This window comes from Citrobacter sp. L55 (genome assembly GCF_002850715.1).
Taxonomy (GTDB): Bacteria; Pseudomonadota; Gammaproteobacteria; order Enterobacterales; family Enterobacteriaceae; genus Citrobacter; species Citrobacter braakii.
The window spans coordinates 26558-45961 of sequence record NZ_KZ559407.1 but is presented as its reverse complement, the minus strand read 5'-3'; the positions used below and the strand labels follow the sequence as shown (position 1 = coordinate 45961).

15 protein-coding genes and 1 pseudogene are annotated in these 19404 nt (G+C 53.0%); 6 read left to right on the top strand and 10 right to left on the bottom strand.

Features of this window, described 5'->3' with window-relative positions:
* Nucleotides 1–43: 43 nt before the first annotated feature.
* A complete protein-coding gene (gene zapE, locus B9P82_RS17915) occupies nt 44–1171 on the bottom strand; it encodes a cell division protein ZapE (RefSeq protein ID WP_101700715.1) in 1128 nt (375 codons plus the stop codon).
* Between the two features lie 192 nt (nt 1172–1363).
* On the opposite strand from zapE, the gene zapG reads away from it, so the two are divergent.
* From zapG to degS, 3 genes are all read left to right on the top strand, one after another.
* A complete protein-coding gene (gene zapG / locus B9P82_RS17910) occupies nt 1364–1762 on the top strand; it encodes a Z-ring associated protein ZapG (RefSeq protein WP_003025147.1) in 399 nt (132 codons plus the stop codon).
* 168 nt (nt 1763–1930) lie between these two features.
* Nucleotides 1931–3298, top strand: coding sequence for a serine endoprotease DegQ (degQ, locus tag B9P82_RS17905; protein ID WP_016154708.1), 1368 nt, complete (start codon nt 1931–1933; stop codon nt 3296–3298).
* An 89-nt stretch (nt 3299–3387) separates the two neighbouring features.
* Nucleotides 3388–4455 (top strand): outer membrane-stress sensor serine endopeptidase DegS, encoded by a 1068-nt coding sequence (degS, locus tag B9P82_RS17900; protein WP_003025154.1) that lies wholly within the window; start codon nt 3388–3390, stop codon nt 4453–4455.
* A gap of 120 nt (nt 4456–4575) precedes the next feature.
* Here the strand turns inward: degS and mdh are convergent, their stop codons facing one another.
* Nucleotides 4576–5511 (bottom strand): malate dehydrogenase, encoded by a 936-nt coding sequence (gene mdh / locus B9P82_RS17895; protein WP_008785953.1) that lies wholly within the window; start codon nt 5509–5511, stop codon nt 4576–4578.
* 436 nt (nt 5512–5947) lie between these two features.
* Between mdh and argR the strand changes: the two genes are divergently transcribed.
* Together argR and yhcN are read left to right on the top strand one after the other, a co-directional pair.
* Nucleotides 5948–6418: a transcriptional regulator ArgR gene (argR, locus tag B9P82_RS17885; RefSeq protein WP_003025162.1), complete on the top strand. Its 471-nt coding sequence runs from the start codon at nt 5948–5950 to the stop codon at nt 6416–6418.
* Between the two features lie 374 nt (nt 6419–6792).
* Nucleotides 6793–7059 (top strand): peroxide/acid stress response protein YhcN, encoded by a 267-nt coding sequence (yhcN, locus tag B9P82_RS17880; protein WP_003025165.1) that lies wholly within the window; start codon nt 6793–6795, stop codon nt 7057–7059.
* 56 nt (nt 7060–7115) lie between these two features.
* Here the strand turns inward: yhcN and B9P82_RS17875 are convergent, their stop codons facing one another.
* The 4 genes from B9P82_RS17875 to aaeX all read right to left on the bottom strand — a co-directional run bounded on the left by B9P82_RS17875 (nt 7116) and on the right by aaeX (nt 10630).
* Nucleotides 7116–7394 (bottom strand): barstar family protein, encoded by a 279-nt coding sequence (locus B9P82_RS17875; RefSeq protein WP_016154709.1) that lies wholly within the window; start codon nt 7392–7394, stop codon nt 7116–7118.
* A gap of 119 nt (nt 7395–7513) precedes the next feature.
* Nucleotides 7514–9481, bottom strand: coding sequence for a p-hydroxybenzoic acid efflux pump subunit AaeB (gene aaeB / locus B9P82_RS17870; RefSeq protein WP_101700714.1), 1968 nt, complete (start codon nt 9479–9481; stop codon nt 7514–7516).
* Between the two features lie 5 nt (nt 9482–9486).
* Nucleotides 9487–10419, bottom strand: a complete 933-nt coding sequence (gene aaeA / locus B9P82_RS17865) for a p-hydroxybenzoic acid efflux pump subunit AaeA (protein ID WP_016154711.1) — start codon at nt 10417–10419, stop codon at nt 9487–9489.
* Between the two features lie 7 nt (nt 10420–10426).
* A complete protein-coding gene (gene aaeX, locus B9P82_RS17860; protein WP_003025177.1) occupies nt 10427–10630 on the bottom strand; it encodes a p-hydroxybenzoic acid efflux pump operon protein AaeX in 204 nt (67 codons plus the stop codon).
* 184 nt (nt 10631–10814) lie between these two features.
* Between aaeX and aaeR the strand changes: the two genes are divergently transcribed.
* Nucleotides 10815–11744, top strand: coding sequence for an HTH-type transcriptional activator AaeR (gene aaeR, locus B9P82_RS17855; protein ID WP_016157586.1), 930 nt, complete (start codon nt 10815–10817; stop codon nt 11742–11744).
* A 94-nt stretch (nt 11745–11838) separates the two neighbouring features.
* On the opposite strand, the pseudogene tldD reads toward aaeR, so the two are convergent.
* From tldD to B9P82_RS17835, 4 genes and pseudogenes are all read right to left on the bottom strand, one after another.
* Nucleotides 11839–13283: pseudogene (gene tldD / locus B9P82_RS17850) on the bottom strand (metalloprotease TldD).
* A 148-nt stretch (nt 13284–13431) separates the two neighbouring features.
* Entirely contained in the window at nt 13432–17232 is a 3801-nt protein-coding gene (gene yhdP, locus B9P82_RS17845; RefSeq protein WP_101700713.1) for an AsmA2 domain-containing protein YhdP, read from the bottom strand.
* 114 nt (nt 17233–17346) lie between these two features.
* Nucleotides 17347–18816, bottom strand: a complete 1470-nt coding sequence (rng, locus tag B9P82_RS17840) for a ribonuclease G (protein ID WP_003828822.1) — start codon at nt 18814–18816, stop codon at nt 17347–17349.
* A complete protein-coding gene (locus tag B9P82_RS17835; protein WP_101700712.1) occupies nt 18806–19399 on the bottom strand; it encodes a Maf family protein in 594 nt (197 codons plus the stop codon). The genes rng and B9P82_RS17835 overlap by 11 nt, the downstream gene beginning before the upstream one ends.
* Between the last annotated feature and the right edge of the window lie 5 nt (nt 19400–19404).

The following is a 19404-nucleotide window of genomic DNA, read 5'->3' as shown; positions in this document are numbered from 1 at the left end:
GTCAGGGTCAAAGATCGACCCCTTTATGTGATTTGCGGCAGGTTTAACCGGCTAAATGTTCCCGCTTCAGATACTCTTCGCTTTGCATCTCCTGCAAACGCGACAAACAACGCTGAAATTCAAACTTCAGACGCTCGCCCTGATAGATTTCATAAAGAGGTGAGGCCGCACTGACCACCAGCTTAACGTGGCGTTCGTAGAACTCATCCACCAGTGCGATAAAACGCCGCGCTTCACTCTCCATCAGCGTCGTCATGACCGGCACATCAGACAACAGCACCGTATGAAACAGACGCGATAGCGCAATGTAGTCATGCTGACTACGTGCATCGACACAGAGCGTGGTGAACGACACCGCCAGCGTTTGGTTTTCGACGGCCAGCGTCTGCATCGGACGATGATTGATCTCCAGCGTCGGAGCGTGTTCACCTTTCGTTCCCGCTAATGCCAGCCAGAGCTTGTCCATCTGCTGGCGGGTTTCCTCATTCAGTGGCGACAACCACAAATGCGCCTGCGTTAAGGTGCGCAGACGATAATCGACGCCAGCATCGACATTCATGATGTCACAATGCTGTTTGATGGCATCAATGGCAGGAAGAAAACGCGTGCGTTGCAAACCGTTGCGATACAGCTCATCAGGCGGAATATTGGAGGTTGCCACCAGCGTAATACCACGGGCAAACAGCGCCTTCATCAGACCGCCGAGCAGCATGGCGTCGGTGATGTCAGAAACAAAAAATTCGTCAAAGCACAGCACGTCCGTTTCAGCCTTAAAGCGGTCGGCAATGATTTCCAGCGGATCGCTCTGCCCCTGCAGGGCCGTAAGCTCTTCATGGACGCGCAGCATAAAACGGTGAAAGTGCAAACGCTGTTTACGCCCGCCCGGCAGGCTATGGAAGAACAGATCCATCAGCCACGTTTTTCCGCGCCCGACTCCGCCCCACATATACAGACCACGCACCGGCGCATTGGTCGGTGACCCACGTTTTCCCAGCAATTTGCCAAAACGCGCCATCAGTCCGCTCTCCTGCGGCGCAGGACGTGCTGGCGTCGAAAGCGCCTGGAAAATTGTTTCCAGTCGATTCACTGCTTCTTGTTGTACGTTGTCGGGCTGATGACTGCCGTCTTTGAGGGCTTGCTGGTAACGCGATGTCGGGGAAAGGCTTTGCATGATGTTATTGTTATTCCTTGAGAATCGATGTGCCGTCGCTCACGGTTGACGAAAAAAAGGCCGTTCTACATTACGTGATATAAACACGGGATTCCACTTCTACGGGATTAGCGGTTATAGTGGCATAATCAGGCGCGGGCATGGAGCCTAAAGCCAACACCCTACGGAAACACAAGACAACGGGAGATGTTCATGACCTGGGAATATGCGCTAATTGGGTTAGTCGTCGGTATCATTATTGGTGCTGTAGCCATGCGTTTTGGTAATCGTAAATTACGCCAACAGCAGGCATTGCAGTACGAACTGGAAAAAAATAAAGCTGAGCTGGAAGAGTACCGCGAAGAGCTGGTGAGCCACTTTGCCCGCAGCGCTGAACTGCTGGATAACATGGCGGACGATTATCGTCAGATCTATCAGCATATGGCTAAAAGCTCCAGCAACCTGCTGCCGGGTATGTCACCGGAAAATAATCCGTTCCGTAATCGTCTGGCAGAGTCCGAAGCGGGTAACGATCAGGCGCCGGTTCAGATGCCGCGTGACTATTCTGAAGGCGCATCTGGCCTGCTGCGTAGTGGCGCAAAGCGCGACTAACTGCACATCGTTAAGAAATTTATTGGGCGCAGCAATTGCGCCCTCCGCTTCTCTTCCTGTCCCAGCTATTATTTAGTCGTTAGCCTCATTGTGACCAAACCGAAAATTCAATAACATCAAACTGTTTTGAATCATCTTCCGTTTACTCAAGGTACGAGAGCAGGATCCATGAAAAAACACACCCAGCTGTTGAGTGCATTAGCGTTAAGTGTCGGGTTAACTCTCTCGGCGCCATTCCCAGCCGCAGCGTCGATTCCCGGCCAGGTTCCCGGTCAGGCTGCGCTCCCCAGCCTCGCCCCGATGCTGGAGAAAGTGTTACCTGCCGTAGTGAGCGTAAGGGTCGAAGGCACCGCCGCTCAGGGGCAGAAAGTCCCGGAAGAGTTCAAAAAGTTTTTTGGTGATGAACTTCCCGATCAACCTGCACAACCTTTTGAAGGGCTGGGTTCCGGGGTCATCATTGATGCCGCCAAAGGCTACGTCCTGACCAATAATCACGTCATCAATCAGGCGCAAAAAATCAGCGTTCAGCTTAATGATGGCCGTGAGTTCGACGCTAAGCTTATCGGCAGCGACGACCAGAGCGATATCGCTCTGCTGCAAATTCAACACCCCAGCAACCTGACGCAAATTGCCATTGCCGACTCCGACAAACTCCGCGTCGGTGATTTCGCGGTGGCCGTGGGTAACCCGTTTGGTTTGGGGCAAACGGCCACCTCCGGCATCGTATCGGCTTTGGGTCGCAGCGGGTTGAACCTGGAAGGTCTGGAAAACTTTATTCAGACCGATGCCTCCATCAACCGGGGTAACTCCGGCGGCGCGTTGCTTAACCTCAATGGTGAGCTGATTGGCATTAACACCGCGATTCTGGCCCCCGGCGGCGGTAGCATCGGTATTGGTTTTGCGATCCCGAGCAATATGGCACGCACGCTGGCGCAGCAACTGATGCAGTTTGGTGAAATCAAACGTGGTCTGCTGGGAATTAAAGGCACCGAAATGACTGCCGATATCGCCAAAGCGTTCAAACTGGACGTGCAGCGCGGCGCGTTTGTCAGCGAGGTTCTGCCTAACTCTGGCTCCGCAAAAGCAGGTGTGAAGTCTGGTGATGTCATTACCAGCCTCAACGGCAAACCGCTCAACAGCTTCGCCGAACTGCGTTCACGCATAGCGACAACCGAACCAGGGACCAAAGTCAAACTGGGCCTGCTGCGTAACGGTAAACCGCTGGAGGTTGAAGTAACCCTGGATACCAGTACATCATCGTCCGCCAGCGCGGAGATGATTGCTCCTGCGTTGCAAGGGGCTACGCTCAGTGACGGTCAGCTTAAAGACGGCACCAAAGGCATCAAAATTGATAACGTTGAAAAAAGTAGCCCAGCCGCGCAGGCCGGTCTGCATAAAGATGACGTTATCATTGGCGTTAACCGCGATCGTGTAAACTCGATCGCCGAAATGCGTAAAGTGCTGGAAACGAAACCGTCGATCATTGCTCTGCAGGTAGTGCGCGGTAACGAGAGTATTTACCTGCTCCTGCGTTAACGCATGCAACCGGACATCAGCCCCCCGTGTGATGTCCGGTAAACTCGTGATATGCTGCTGCCGTTCCCTTTATTAATGACGCCGCCATCATGTTTGTGAAGCTTTTACGTTCGGTCGCGATTGGTTTAATCGTCGGCGCTATTCTGCTGGCCGCGATGCCCTCTCTGCGAAAAATAAATACGCTTACCGCGCCACAGTTCGACAGTGCAGATGAAACGCCCGCCAGCTATAACCCGGCGGTTCGCCGTGCAGCGCCTGCCGTCGTTAACGTTTATAACCGTAGTATGAACAGCACAGCACATAACCAGCTTGAGATCCGCACACTCGGCTCAGGCGTTATCATGGATCAGCGCGGCTATATCATTACCAATAAGCACGTCATTAATGATGCCGACCAAATCATCGTCGCGTTGCAGGATGGGCGTGTATTCGAAGCGCTGCTTGTGGGTTCTGATACGTTAACCGATCTTGCGGTGCTGAAAATCAACGCGACTGGCGGACTGCCGACAATTCCAATTAATAACAAACGCGTGCCGCACATCGGCGATGTCGTCCTCGCCATTGGTAACCCGTACAACCTTGGGCAAACCATCACTCAGGGGATTATCAGCGCCACCGGTCGTATTGGCCTGAACCCGACTGGACGGCAAAACTTCCTGCAAACGGATGCCTCCATCAACCACGGCAACTCCGGCGGCGCGTTGGTCAACTCGCTGGGCGAGTTAATGGGTATTAACACGCTGTCATTTGATAAGAGCAACGATGGCGAAACCCCGGAAGGGATCGGCTTTGCTATTCCGTTTCAGTTGGCAACCAAAATCATGGATAAGCTGATTCGTGACGGGCGCGTGATTCGTGGCTACATCGGCATCAGCGGTCGCGAAATTGCGCCACTGCACGCCCAGGGCGGCGGGATGGATCAAATTCAGGGGATTGTGGTTAACGAAGTGGCTCCAGACGGTCCGGCTGCGCAGGCAGGAATTCAGGTTAACGATCTGATTATTTCGGTCAATAACAAACCGGCAGTATCTGCGCTGGAAACCATGGACCAGGTGGCAGAGATTCGCCCAGGTTCGGTTATCTCTGTTGTCGTGATGCGTGATGACAAGCAGTTGACGCTGCAGGTAACGATTCAGGAATACCCGGCTACAAACTAAATCACAAACGAAATGATGTAAAAAAACCGGAGATAGCTCCGGTTTTTTTATGCGTCAAATTCGCGATATTTGTAGGACGGATAAAGCGTTAAACACCGTCATTCGGCCTACATAAAGGCGTTATTTAACGAACTCTTCACCCAGGGTGATATCTTTCTTCAGCGTATCCAGCATACCTTCCAGCGAGCTCTGCTCAAATGCGCTCAGCTTGCCGATAGACTGGCGTTCTTCTACGCCGTTTTTACCCAACAGCAGCGGCTGAGAGAAGAAGCGAGCATACTGGCCGTCGCCTTCAACGTAAGCACATTCAACCACGCCTTTTTCGCCGCTCAGCGCGCGAACCAGTGACAGGCCGAAACGTGCTGCAGCCTGACCCATAGACAGGGTTGCAGATCCGCCACCGGCTTTAGCTTCCACAACTTCAGTACCCGCATTCTGGATACGTTTGGTCAGGTCAGCCGCTTCTTGCTCAGTGAAGCTCACGCCAGGGATTTGTGACAGCAGCGGGAGAATGGTCACGCCAGAGTGGCCGCCAATAACCGGGACTTCAACGTCACCAGGCTGCTTGCCTTTCAGTTCCGCAACAAAGGTGTTGGAGCGGATGATGTCCAGCGTGGTCACGCCAAACAGTTTGTTCTTATCGTATACGCCTGCTTTTTTCAGCACTTCTGCAGCGATAGCAACGGTCGTGTTCACTGGGTTGGTGATGATACCGATACATGCTTTCGGGCAGGTTTTAGCAACCTGCTGCACCAGGTTCTTCACGATACCGGCGTTAACGTTGAACAGGTCGGAACGATCCATACCCGGTTTACGTGCGACACCCGCAGAGATCAGTACCACATCAGCACCTTCCAGTGCAGGGGTAGCGTCTTCGCCGCTGAAGCCTTTGATTTTCACAGCAGTAGGGATATGGCTCAAATCAACGGCCACGCCAGGCGTTACTGGAGCGATGTCGTACAGGGAGAGTTCTGAACCTGAAGGCAGTTGGGTTTTTAACAGTAATGCTAGCGCCTGACCGATACCACCAGCAGCGCCGAGGACTGCAACTTTCATCCTAAACTCCTTATTATATTGATAAGCAAAGTGTCTATTGCTCCGCGGCGGCGACCTTAATTCACAAATCCAACGAATACAACAACCACGCGTCAAGAATGCGTAGTCACGCAAATTTGGCTTTTATGCATTTAACTTACGTAAAATAAAACCTAAGTTACGTAATTCAAAACCACCCGCACAGTAGAGCAACTTTCCAACAGGTGCTGACAATATACCCTACCCACCTCTCAAAACAACATCAATTTGATAACATTTAATTTACTTTTAACCTTATTTGCGAGCCGTGACACAGGCATGTTTCTTGATAACGAAATTTGATAAAATTCCGCTCTTTCATAACATTATTTCAGCCTTGAACAAGGCAGACTGTTTGCATAAAAATTCATCTGTATGCACAATAATGTTGTTTCTACCGCCATATTACGGGTGACTTATGCGAAGCTCGGCAAAACAAGAAGAATTAGTAAAGGCGTTTAAAGCGCTGCTTAAAGAAGAAAAGTTCAGCTCTCAGGGCGAAATCGTCCTCGCGTTGCAGGATCAGGGCTTTGATAATATCAATCAGTCCAAGGTTTCTCGCATGCTGACCAAGTTCGGCGCCGTGCGTACCCGCAATGCGAAAATGGAAATGGTGTACTGCCTGCCGGCAGAGTTAGGGGTACCTACAACATCCAGTCCACTGAAAAATCTGGTATTGGATATCGATTATAACGATGCAGTTGTGGTTATTCATACCAGCCCTGGCGCTGCTCAGTTGATTGCACGTCTGCTGGACTCATTAGGTAAAGCGGAAGGGATTCTGGGTACAATTGCCGGTGACGATACCATCTTCACCACCCCAGCTAAGGGTTTTACGGTAAAAGATTTGTACGAAGCCATTCTGGAACTGTTCGAACAAGAACTGTAATACTTCCTCCCCGTCGCCTCGCGGCGGGGAAAACCTCTGTATCCACCCTCCTCCCTCTATTATCCACTGTCATTGATTTAACAAATGGTGCGTTTAACCGTCAAAAGTCATTCACATAGCGAATATGAAGAGTTAAAAACGCACATTTTGCAAAAATTCATATCTCATTGATTTAATTGAATTTATTATAAAACCGATGTTTAAAACCCTATTTTTAATTCTGTTTGGTTATAAAAAATATTTTTCTTAACACTTAATCCGCACGGAAACAATTAGCGTGGTATTAATTTATCGAGTGATTAGTGTATACTTGATTTTGTGATGAGGGTCACGAAACGCAGACCCCAATAAAAGAATTCGACGAGGTAAATATCATGAAAATCAAAACAACTATTGCAACCTTAAGCCTTCTTTCTGTTCTCTCTTTCGGTGCAAGCGCCGCAGTGACTCAGGTGAACTCACAAGAAGCACAGAACCTGCAATCCATGGGCAGCATCTCCGTATCTCAGATCGGTAGCTCACCAATGGACATGCGTCAGGCCATCGCCGCTAAAGCTGAAAAAGCGGGTGCCAGCAGCTATCGCGTCACCGAACTCCGTGAAGGCGCTCACTGGCACGCGACTGCAGAACTCTACAAATAAACCCTCGTCGTCTAGTCCGACGACTTGCCCCCGCCTGCCGGGGGCTTTTTTATGCCTTACATTGAGTGACGAACGTTAAAGCGCAACTGTCCTTCCAGCTCTTCTTCCGCTTCATCGAACAGTAAAATCAGCGCGCCGTATCGCCTGCGTAGCTTGTCCGGCAAATGAACAAATTCAATCTCCAGCGGCAGCGGTAAAACGTCCCCGATAACCACCTCCCACAGAGAATCTAAATCAACCACCTTTTCCCGGGCGAGACCGAACGCGCGCGTAAACTCACGGTAGAAATCCCCCTGGTCTTCTATCTCGTCAAAATCAAATGTATAGATGTTCATCTATAGCCACCATCCCGACGCCAGTCACTCTACAGACCATCAATATGCAGGAACCTCCTGCATTTTCAGGTAAGTATAGCCATAAAAAAACCGACGCCTTTAGCGTCGGTTTCCAACTCTTAATTACTGGTCAGCGCATGCTGGTATTTGTGCAGCATCCCGCTAAGTCGTTTTACCGGCTCGGTCACCTGCGGTGGCGCTTGCCAGATGATTAATTTCTCCTGATAGATCTCAAGCTCTTCCAGCAACTGGCTAAAGTAGCGCCGGCGCTTGTCGTCGTTTCCTGCGGAAATCACGAGATCCGCAGTGCGACGAAGCTGGCGATGGAACGCGGATAGATCCTCGTTTACCGGTATCGGCGCATCGCGCAGGCGCTGATGCGCAATGATCATCGTCAGCGCCAGGCGAAACTTCGCCAGGTCGCCGGGAAATTTGTTCATCAGCAAAAACAGCTGCTGATAAAGCGCCGGGAGATGGTTTTCTTTACGACGTACCACGTTGGTGGTCATCGCTGAAACCGCCGCCGAGACAAACTGGTTGAGCAACACGCGACCCGTTCTGTCACGAGAGTTATCGCGCACCAACAGAATGACGATAAATGCCAGCACGCAGCCAACAATTTGCCCCAGCGCACTATCAAGGAACTGGCTAAAGTGGAAGGTCATCGGGTTATCCAGCACGATGATATTAATAGTGCTGGCCAGCGCCCCCATTGATCCCAGCCGTCGTTTCTGTACCTCTATACCCAGAAAGAACCCCAGCACCGCCAGGCTCAGGCACAGTAACAACATGCTTTGTTGGGTATTGGGGATAATCACCAGGAAATAGAGCGCCCCGAGCGGTAACGCCGCCAACGTACCGTAAATAAAGTCTATCGCCACCATGCGCGGGTTGGGTAAACGCATTGCCAGCGAAGTGACAACCGCAATCATCACCATTGCGCCGCTGCCGGAGGTCCATCCGGTCCACAGCCAGAATAAAGTTCCCAGCACACAAGAAAGCGTGGTGCGCCAGAAGTTGACCATCGCATGATGGCTCTCGGCAGACTCCACCTTCACTACTGGCTCACCTTGCAGGATCTCTTCTTCCGTGGCGCTAATTTTGGTATTACTCAGTACACCGCGTTTGAGCAACAGGTAGCGCGTCGCGGCGCCAGCCCAACTATATATCGTAATCGGCGTTTCGCGTTCACCGGTCCAGGCAATCACCCGCCGCATCCGCTTCAACTGTTTATGAACATCCTGCACCGTTTCAACCGGCATATTGAACAACTCGCGGAAGGTATCAGTGATCAGTTCGGGTCGAGTGTTCTGAATAAGATAGGTTTCGCAGGACTGCGTGATGAGCGTGAGTGACAGCGTGTTCAATGCTTTGAGCCTGCGGTTAGCCCGCCCCCAGCGTGAGGACTCCATATTCAGGTTACTTCGCATGCCTTCCATTGCCGCCGTACGCCGGACTAAATCGCCCCAGGCTTTGTCCACTTCTTCACTGTCACCATGCTTAATGCACAACTGCATAAGCTGATACTGCGCCACCAGCAGGCTGTCCAGTTCGACATCAATCTCCTGTTTCACCGAACGGGGCGAAAAGAGCAGATCGGCCACAATAGCACAGACAATCCCCATCACTATTTCACTACAGCGTTCGAGCGCAAATTGCGGCGTCAGCAGCGGTTCAGCCTGGATGGTAATGACGATGATCAGCGCCGTATAGCCCGAAAGTCCCCAGGCATAGGAGTTTTCGATCTTCACAAGCGACGAGATCCAGGTACAAAAACCGGCCCAGATACAACACACCAGGATCATCAATAACGGGGCGCGGATCATGCTGATGATAATGATCAGTGCAGCAATACAGCCGATAAATGTCCCGACAATACGCAGCATACCGCGATAACGTATAGCACCAGAATAGGGCTCTCCGCCAGCGGCAAAGGCCGGGCCAGCCGCCACAATGGCGGCGGTCAGCACCGCCCAGCGCGGGGTCTCAAGTTGGAAGTGAAAGCCAACGAACAGCGCCAGTACAATCGCGCACGCCAGTTTTACCGCAAAGCGGAGATGCTGGTTGGCAATAGAGAAAATGCCCATCACGATTAGCCAAACTCGCGCAGGCGGTGCGCCATTTTACGGAAGAAGGATTCCCGGCTTGCATCGCGATCCTGCTTGCCGGTAATGACGACGGTAGCCGTAGTCCCCGCAGGCCACAGGGTTCCCTGCTGCTCATCAAGACGAATTCGCACCGGTACACGCTGCGCCAGACGCACCCATTCAAGATTGGAATCAATGGTCGCCATACCCTTTGCGTCCCGCGTGCTGCTGGCATTCGTTACGCCAGCCGCCACGCTATCAACGGTGCCCTTCAGCACATGATTACTGCCCAGCGGGGTGATCTCTGCGCGATACCCAGGGCGGACGCCTTCCAGCTTGGTTTCTTCCATATAGGCCAGCACATAAAAAGAATGCTGTTTGACCAACGCCACCGCCGTAGAGCCGCGAGTAATAAATTCGCCGCTGTAGACGTTCAGGTTAGTCACCCAGCCATCTGCTGGCGCGCGAATGACGGTACGTTCCAGATCTAATTTCGCCAGGTCGCGGGTCGCCTGCGCTTTCGCAAGCTGGTGTAAGACGGTTTGCAGGACATTGTTTGACTGGTCGATCTCTTCACGAGACATAGCCTGCACGCCCAGCCGGTTACGACGGCTGGCCTCCTGGCGTTTTTCCTGTGATAACACCTGATAGTAGGCGACGTCTGCTTCTGCTTCTTCGAGCGCTTTTTTATAGCGCGGCTGATCGATGGTAAACAGGACCTGGTCTTTCTTCACCAGTTGATTATCATGAACGTTAACGTTAGTGATAAGCCCGGCGACATCCGGGGCTATGGCCACAACGTCGGCGCTGAAGCGCGCATCTCGCGTCCACGGCGACTCGGTGTAGAACACCCATGCGCGGAAAATGGCGATGAAGGCCAGAATGACCAGTACGAGAGTCGTGGCCGTACGGGAGAGTTTTCTTGTTAGTGTTTTCACTTCAACCTCAAACGAACAGGCGCGTTATTAAATAGAACAGGCAGCAATACAGCGCGGTGTTAAACAGAGCCGGGTGCCAGACAAAATCATAGATGCCAGTTGGAACCAGTACCCGGCGCACCAGCCAGAAAATCGCCAGTGACAAAAGTAATTCGAAAAAAATCGGTGGGAAGGACAGACCAAACACCACGATAACGGGAAACAGACTCATGTTGACCTTGGTAGCTTAAGAGAGTGCAGGTGATAGATTTTCTAGCGTATGTCACCGCAGAGAAGGGCAAGGATGAGCCAGGCGAGAGCGACATAGCTGTTATTTGAATAATAATATATTAACGTAACTGTTATGCTGTTATCTATATTATGTGATCTAAATCACTTTTAAGTCAGAGTGAACAATGGAACGATTAAAACGTATGTCGGTGTTTGCCAAAGTTGTCGAACTGGGCTCCTTCACCGCCGCCGCAAGACAGTTACAAATGAGCGTTTCATCGATAAGCCAGACGGTCTCTAAACTGGAAGATGAGCTACAGGTCAAGCTGCTAAACCGCAGCACACGCAGCATTGGGCTAACCGAAGCCGGTAAAATTTATTATCAGGGCTGCCGCCGGATGCTGCACGAAGCACAGGATGTTCACGAGCAGCTTTATGCCTTTAATAACACGCCCATCGGCACCTTGCGCATTGGTTGTTCTTCAACCATGGCACAAAATGTCCTCGCTGGGTTGACCGCAACGATGCTGAAAGAGTATCCAGGATTGACGGTAAATCTGGTAACAGGCATCCCGGCACCGGATTTAATCGCCGACGGTCTGGACGTGGTTATTCGCGTCGGCGCGTTGCAGGACTCCAGCCTGTTTTCACGTCGCCTGGGAACCATGCCGATGGTGGTCTGCGCCGCTAAAAGCTATCTCGCGCAGTTTGGCGTGCCGGAAAAACCCGCCGATCTCAGTAACCACTCGTGGCTGGAATACAGCGTGCGCCCGGATAATGAATTCGAACTTATCGCTCCGGAGGGGATCTCTACCCGCCTGATCCCAGAAGGGCGCTTCGTGACTAACGATCCGATGACGCTGGTGCGCTGGCTGGCCGCAGGCGCGGGTATTGCCTATGTGCCGCTGATGTGGGTGATCAATGAGATCAATCGTGGCGAAGTGGAGATCCTGCTGCCCCGCTACCAGTCGGATCCACGTCCGGTCTATGCGCTGTATACCGAAAAAGACAAACTACCGCTCAAGGTCCAGGTGGTGATTAACTATCTGACGGATTATTTTGTCGATGTGGCGCAGCTGTTTCAGGGGATGTACGGCCGGGGCAAAGAGAAATAAAAAAGCCCGGTAGCGCTTTGCTTACCGGGCCTACATTCAGTGCCAACGCACATTCCAGGCCGGATACGCTGAGCGCTATCCGGCGACCGGGTCGTTACGCGGTGCCACCTACGGTCAAGTTATCCACCTTCAGCGTCGGCTGGCCCACGCCCACCGGCAAGCTCTGTCCTTCTTTACCGCAAACGCCAACCCCGTTATCCAGTTTCAGGTCGTTACCCACCATCGAAATCTGCTGCATCGCTTCGATACCGGAGCCAATCAGCGTTGCGCCTTTCACCGGTTTGGTCACTTTACCGTTTTCAATCAGGTACGCTTCGGACGTCGAGAATACAAATTTCCCGGAGGTGATATCTACCTGACCGCCGCCAAAGTTAGGCGCATAAATACCGTATTCAACGGATTCGATGATTTCCTGCGGCGTGGATTTCCCCGGCAGCATATAGGTGTTGGTCATACGCGGCATCGGCAGGTGCGCGTAAGATTCACGGCGACCGTTACCCGTTGGCGCTACGCCCATCAGGCGCGCATTCAGTTTGTCCTGCATGTAGCCTTTCAGAATGCCGTTTTCGATCAGCACGTTGTACTGACCCGGTGTCCCTTCGTCATCGATAGCCACAGAACCACGACGGTCCGCCATTGTGCCATCATCCACAACGGTACACAGTTCTGACGCCACCAGCTCACCCATGTGACCGCTGAATACCGAGGTGCCACGGCGGTTAAAATCACCTTCCAGACCATGACCGACCGCTTCATGCAGCAGAACGCCAGGCCAGCCAGCGCCGAGTACTACCGGCAGCGTACCAGCAGGCGCTGCTACCGCGGACAGATTGACTAACGCCATGCGTACGGCCTCTTTCGCCCACGCGTCGGCACGGACTTCACCATCGAGGTCGCCAAGGAAATAGTCATAGCCAAAACGACCGCCGCCACCGCTGGCGCCGCGCTCACGCTTACCGTCCTCTTCGACCTGTACGCTTACGGACAAACGTACCAGCGGGCGGACGTCAGCGGCCAGCGTACCGTCAGTCGCGGCCACCAGGATCAGTTCATAAACACCGGTCAGGCTGGCGGTCACTTCCTGGACGCGTTTGTCGGCGGCACGGGCCACGTTGTCTACGCGGCGCAGGATATCGAGTTTTTCTTCGCGGCTCATGCTCTGCAACGGATCAACCGAGGTGTAAAGCGCCTGATGCTCCACGGCCCCCAGCGTTTTTACTTTGCCGTCACCGTTGTCACGCACGATAGTACGCGCGGCATGAGCGCTTTGTTCCAGCGCCAACAGGCTAATCTGGTCTGCATAGGCAAACCCTGTTTTCTCGCCGCTGATGGCGCGCACGCCAACGCCCTGATCGATATTGTAAGAACCATCTTTAATGATGCGGTCTTCTAAAACCCAGGATTCGTGATAGCTCGACTGAAAATAGAGATCGCCGTAATCAAGACGGCGTTCGGCCATTGGCCCAGGATGGCAAACAGATCCTGATGTTTCAGGCCATTTGCCGCTAGCAATTGTTCACTTACCAGGTTCAGACTCATCGTTTTGATTACTCATTTAATTCTGCCGGATAGCGGAAAAAAACGCCTTATCCGGCCTACGTTGTTAGGCTGCTGTAGGCCGGATAAGCGCTGCGCCATCCGGCAATACTATGTACTGAGATTGGGGCAATTACTCGCCCCCGTCAAATCATTGCTGGCTTTCTTTGCGCGGCTGACGCAGAACTTCGTTAATTTGCGGCTTATCGACCGGACCGGTGATGCGATAGCGCAGAATCGAGACTTTGCTCCACAGCGGCCCCAGCACCTTACTGGCGGCAAACACCGCCGCACCAACAATCGGGTTGACGGCAAACGCGGCGGCAACGCCTACGGTGGCAGATATTTCTGGTGCAACGATGGCTTCCATGTCCAGATCCCGGCGTACCAGATTCACTGAACCTTTCATCGCAATATCGGCTTCCAGACCGTCCACCAGCGTGTCGTCGGTATGCATCACACCATCTTTGATCCACGCCGTGCTGCGAATCGAGTCGAAATAGAAGCCTTCGCTGAAGGTGTCGCTAAAATCAAAGCGCAGTTTACGCAGTAACGCATCGAAGCTTAGCAGACGTAACAGTTGCCCCGCATGTCCGGTACTGAGTTCGGTAAGTTCGCCTTTGCCCAGCCGGGTACGCAAAATACCATTCAGCGAGGCTACATCAGGATCCCACGGCGGATTACGCCAATGCAGATCATACTCCACGTTGAATGAAGAATTGCGAATCGGCGTTGATACGCCAAAGAAACCGGCTGCGGAGTCAATTTTATTGCCGCTCAGTTTACCCTTCAGCGACGTTCGCTCCTTGCCCGGCGCATTCACCCACACGCCGTCGGTGGTCAGTCTGGCAAAACCCGTATCCAACAGACCGTTACTCAAGGTCAGCGTGTCGCCTTTAATCGCTACATCGGCGTCAATGCGCCCGTATTTCTGTCCCCACATCCAGCACTCGGCACAGCGCAGCTGAAGGTCCGGCCAGCCACGGAAGCTGACGTTGTCGATGGCTGAGAACGGCGAGGCTGGCGTACTATTTTGTGACGGTTTTGCCGCGCTTGGGTTGTAATAAAGATACTTAATATTGGCCAGCCACGGCGCATTATTGCGCATAGCCAGCGTGGCGTTAATTTCACGGCCCTGCGCCTGCACGGTGGAGCCATTGCTCGCAGGCTCAGAAACGATACTCAAATTATTCCACTGTTGACCGCCCAGGGATAACGATGGCGTACGCACCGTGATGCGCTGCGGGAAGTTAGCGTTGCTGCCCACGTTATCCACAGCGCCTTTCTGGAATAACGCCAGCCATTGCGCGCCATCCATAGGGGGAAGATTAAGCTCTATGCCTTGTTGATCGGGTAACGCTGGCACGGTGCGGCTTTCCGACGCCCAGATTGCGCGGTCAAGCGTCAGTTTCTGATTCAGCAGCCAGCGGCTATTAAAATGATTCTTGCTGCCAGCGTTGCCGGTCAGATCAAAGCTGCGCAGATTGCCGTTGGCCTTAACGTTCACCGGCAACGCCTCACCGGCCGCCTTATTCAGTGGAGAAGGTAAGTGACTACTTACATTCTTGAGGTCGCCCTTTAACTCAACGTTGTAGGTCGGCCCGGCATGATACGGAAGATCGATTCCTACCTTGCCATTCCACGCTATGCTGCCATTCAACGCGTCGTTGACCTGCGTCGGTAAAATCCCCATGCGGCTTGGCTGCCAGTCACCTTGCAGATTCACGGCTACCTGATAGGCTTTCGCCCCTTCGGTCGTGGAAAAGTCGACGTTCAGAGGCTGATTAAACCAGTTCGCGGTCATCGGCTCGCTCTTCAGATCGCCGTTGATAAAGCTGAATTTACCATTCAAATTCTTCAGCGTGCTGTCGAGCGGTTTAATAAACAGGCTGTTATTACGCAGGTTGACGTCACCTTTGGCGGTAACCAGCGAGCCGTCTAGCGGAATATCAAGATGTAAGCGAGCATTCACATCGCCGTCAATCTGCAACTGCTCAAGCGTAGCGCCGAGTGAATCCTTCAATGGCGTCTCATCAAAATAAGGTCCAACCGCCTTGCCCGGCCCGTTGATGTCGGCATCAATCAGCAGTTTTTCTTTGGCATAGTCGGGGATGTTAGCCGTCAGATTACTGGCCTTCACACCGCCCAGATTAACGCTATCGGTCTTCATCCACAGACCGTCGTTAATGAAGTTCAGTTCAATATTAAGGTCAGTCAGCGCGGGCCAGTCGGGCTGGAAAGCAAACTTCGCATTGCGAAGCGGCACCAGTACCTGGAACTGCCCTTCATTGTGTAGATACGGGAACAGATGCGGGTCGCCGCCATACACCAACGTGGCGTTATCCGCTTCGCCGCCCTGAATAGCGCCGCTGAGGTAATCAACCAGCTCTTTGCCCATCAGGTTTTCCGGGAAGTAACGCCAGGCCTGAGAGCCATCGTCGGTGCTGATACCTGCCAGAATGCCCAACCATGGCTCATCATTGGCGGGCTGCAGATAGCGAAAACCACCGCGTGCGCGTACCGCTTTCGCTTTAACATCAATATTGCGCCCATCTAACTGGAAACCTTTATCATTCTTCAGCCAGCTTAGCGTCGCTACGCCATCCTCTATTTCCAGCGGTGCGCGAAAGACGGTTTCATACGGCATTTTAGCTTGCTTCATGGAAGCAGTGAGCGCCCCGTTTTCAACGCTGCCCGCGAGCGTACCGGAGAAATGTTCTGCCCCTGGCAGCAGCTTCCACTGTTTCCAGGCCAGATTGGTCCACGAGGACTGGAAGCGAGTTTTTTCTGTTGCCTGTAACGGGATATCCAGCGCCAGCACATCTATTTTGCCGCTCGGCTGCGTGGCCCGCCAGATATCACCCAGCGCAGGCGATAACTTGGCCGCCATCGGACGCAGCCCTTCTAACCCGGCCAGCTCCAGATTGCTGGCGCGGATGCGTAGCTCGTCGCTGCGTTTGTTATTCTCGCCGCCGACTTCCTGTTCAGGGATCCAGGCCAGCGTTAACGCCCCGCTTGGCCAGGGTTTATCATCCATCGTGATACGGGTATCGGGAATGGAGAATTGCCAGCCCGACTGCTCGCGGCTGATGTGCGCCGTCAGGTTATCGACGGAGAGCGTGTGCGTACGACTCTCTCCCAGCCAACTTGCCCCACCTTTTTTCAGCCAGACATCGCCGCCGGAAACGACACCTTTTCTGATCGTCATCCATGCTTCCAGGCTAAAACGCGCGGTTTGCAACGCGACATTATCCTGCATCCATTTACCCAGCCACGGCTTGACGTCGATATCGTCGGCCTGCAGCCAGACCCGACCGTTATTCAACAGCCCGTTGTCATCACGCAGATCCATTCGAACCTGCATAACACCGTGCTGCCCGGTCAAACTGGAGAGACTGACCTGGCCTTCAGCGCGATGTCGGTTTTTACCGTTAAGCCAGGTAAGCTGCGGGATCGCCAGTTCTGCACGCTGGCCTGAGAGGGTTAAAAAGCTAATCTGGCTGTCGCGTAGATCGAAATGATCAAACTGACGCAGGAAGAGATCGCTCAGGTGGCCGGCTTCAATTCCATCACCGCTTTCGCTGCGCTGGATGGGGGTGTTGGTACGCAGCTGCAACTGCCAGAAGGTGAGATCGCGAAACTGCCAGCGCATGTGCAGCAGGCTTTGCCAGACATCCAGCGCTAATGTAACGCGCTTTACCGAAAATTCACCGCCATCTTTAAGCTGCGCGTGGATATCGCGCGCTTCAAGAGTAGGCCCGAAATTTTGCCAGCTAGCGGAAAGTTGGCTGGCGGAGACGGGCAGACCGGTGGCGGATTCAATCTTGCCAAGGATGGCCGGACGCCAGCTATCAAGATGAGGCAGCGCAAGGCGCAGCCCACTGACCAGCAGCGCTGCGATGACAACGAATGCGGCTCCAGTGAGCAGTAATATCCCCGGCAATCGCCTCACGCGCCTCTCCTTGTCTACCAAAAAATGTGACTCACAAAACCGTCTTGCCGGATGGCGGCGTGAACGCCTTCTCCGGCCTGCAAGGTATCGCCATTGGGCGTTTACCAGGCCAGATTACATCATGACAACGTCGAACTGCTCCTGGTTATACAGCGGTTCGACTTGTACTTTAACCTGTTTGCCGACAAAGATTTCCACTTCCGCCAACGCATGTGACTCTTCACCCTTCAGGGTTTCAGCCACTGCCGGAGATGCATAAACCAGGAAACGATCGGAGTCATATGCATGGTGTACCCGCACGATTTCGCGCATGATTTCATAGCATACAGTTTCCACGGTTTTCACCGTACCGCGCCCATGACAGGTCGGACACTCGTTGCACAGCACATGTTCCACGCTTTCACGCGTGCGTTTGCGCGTCATCTCCACCAGGCCCAGCTGTGAAAAACCGTTGATGCTGGTTTTTACGCGATCCTTGCTCAGCGCCTGTTCCAGAGAGTGCAGTACCCGTCGACGGTGATCTTCATTATTCATGTCGATAAAATCGATAATGATAATGCCGCCGAGGTTACGCAGACGCAGCTGACGAGCAATGGCCTGCGTTGCTTCAATATTAGTATTAAAGATAGTGTCGTCGAGATTACGATGCCCAACAAACGCTCCGGTATTGATATCGACGGTGGTCATTGCTTCAGTTTGATCGATGATCAGATAGCCGCCGGATTTCAGTTCAACCTTGCGTTCCAGCGCGCGCTGGATTTCATTCTCAACGTCAAAGAGATCAAAAATGGGCTGGCGCCCACTGTAATGTTCCAGCTTGCTGGTCATCTCGGGGATATATTCCGCTGTGAACTCCAGCAACGCTTCATAAGTAAGACGAGAGTCAACGCGGATCCGGTCAAGCTGGGCATCAGCAAAATCACGCAACACGCGCTGCGCCAGCGCCAGTTCGCCGTACATCTGGTAGCGCGTTTGCGGGCGCTTTTTACGCTCCATGACTTTAGTCCAGACGCGCTTCAGGTAGGCAGCATCTGAGGCTAGATCCTCCTCGCAGACGCCTTCCGCCGCTGTGCGAATGATGAATCCGCCCTGTTCATCGCAGTAATCCGCCACCACTTTTTTCAGGCGTTCGCGTTCGGTTTCGCTTTCGATACGTTGGGAAACACCAACGTGCGAAGCACCTGGCATAAAGACGAGGTAACGGGAAGGAAGCGTGATGTCCGTCGTCAGGCGTGCGCCCTTAGTACCCAACGGATCTTTTACCACCTGCACCATCAGATCCTGGCCCTGGCGCACCAGTTCAGAAATGTCGCGCACGGTGAACTGTTTTTGTTCTTCACCCGCCACGCATTCGGTGTGCGGCATGATGTCTGAAGCGTGAAGAAATGCGGCTTTATCCAGTCCAATATCTACAAAAGCCGCCTGCATACCCGGAAGTACACGACTTACACGACCTTTGTAGATATTGCCTACGATTCCGCGTCGCGCCTCACGTTCAATATGAATTTCCTGCAGAATACCGCCATCAATGTAAGCCACCCGAGTTTCCGATGGCGTTACGTTTACCAACAATTCAGCCGTCATGTTTATCCCTTTTCTCACGCAGTGCGTTAAAATTGGTCAGCAACTCATACGTTTCTACCAGCGGTAAGCCGACTACGGCGTGATAGCTGCCATTGATCTTCCTGACAAAACAGCCACCCAACCCTTGAATACCGTATGCACCTGCTTTATCCATTGGTTCACCGCTGGCAATATAGCCCGCGATGTCCTCATCGGTTAGTGCTCTGAACGTCACTTCCGTCACCACCAGACAGTCCAGACTGTGCCGGCGGTCGGCCAATGCCACGGCGGTCATGACCTGATGCGTTTTGCCCGACAGTTTGCGCAGCATTACTGCGGCATGGGCGGCGTCGTGTGGTTTTTCCAGCACTTCGCCATTAAGGATAACAATGGTATCCGCACCCAATACCGGCAAATCGCGCTGCGCCAGCGCCACGCCAGCCTGCGCTTTTTCGCGTGCCAGACGCGAAACATACTGCTGCGCGCTCTCCTGCGGGTGTCGCTGTTCTTCAATCCCAGGCACCAGCCGTTCAAAGGTAACACCAAGCTGAGCGAGCAGCTCCTGACGACGTGGAGAACCAGAAGCAAGATACAGAGTATTCATATCAA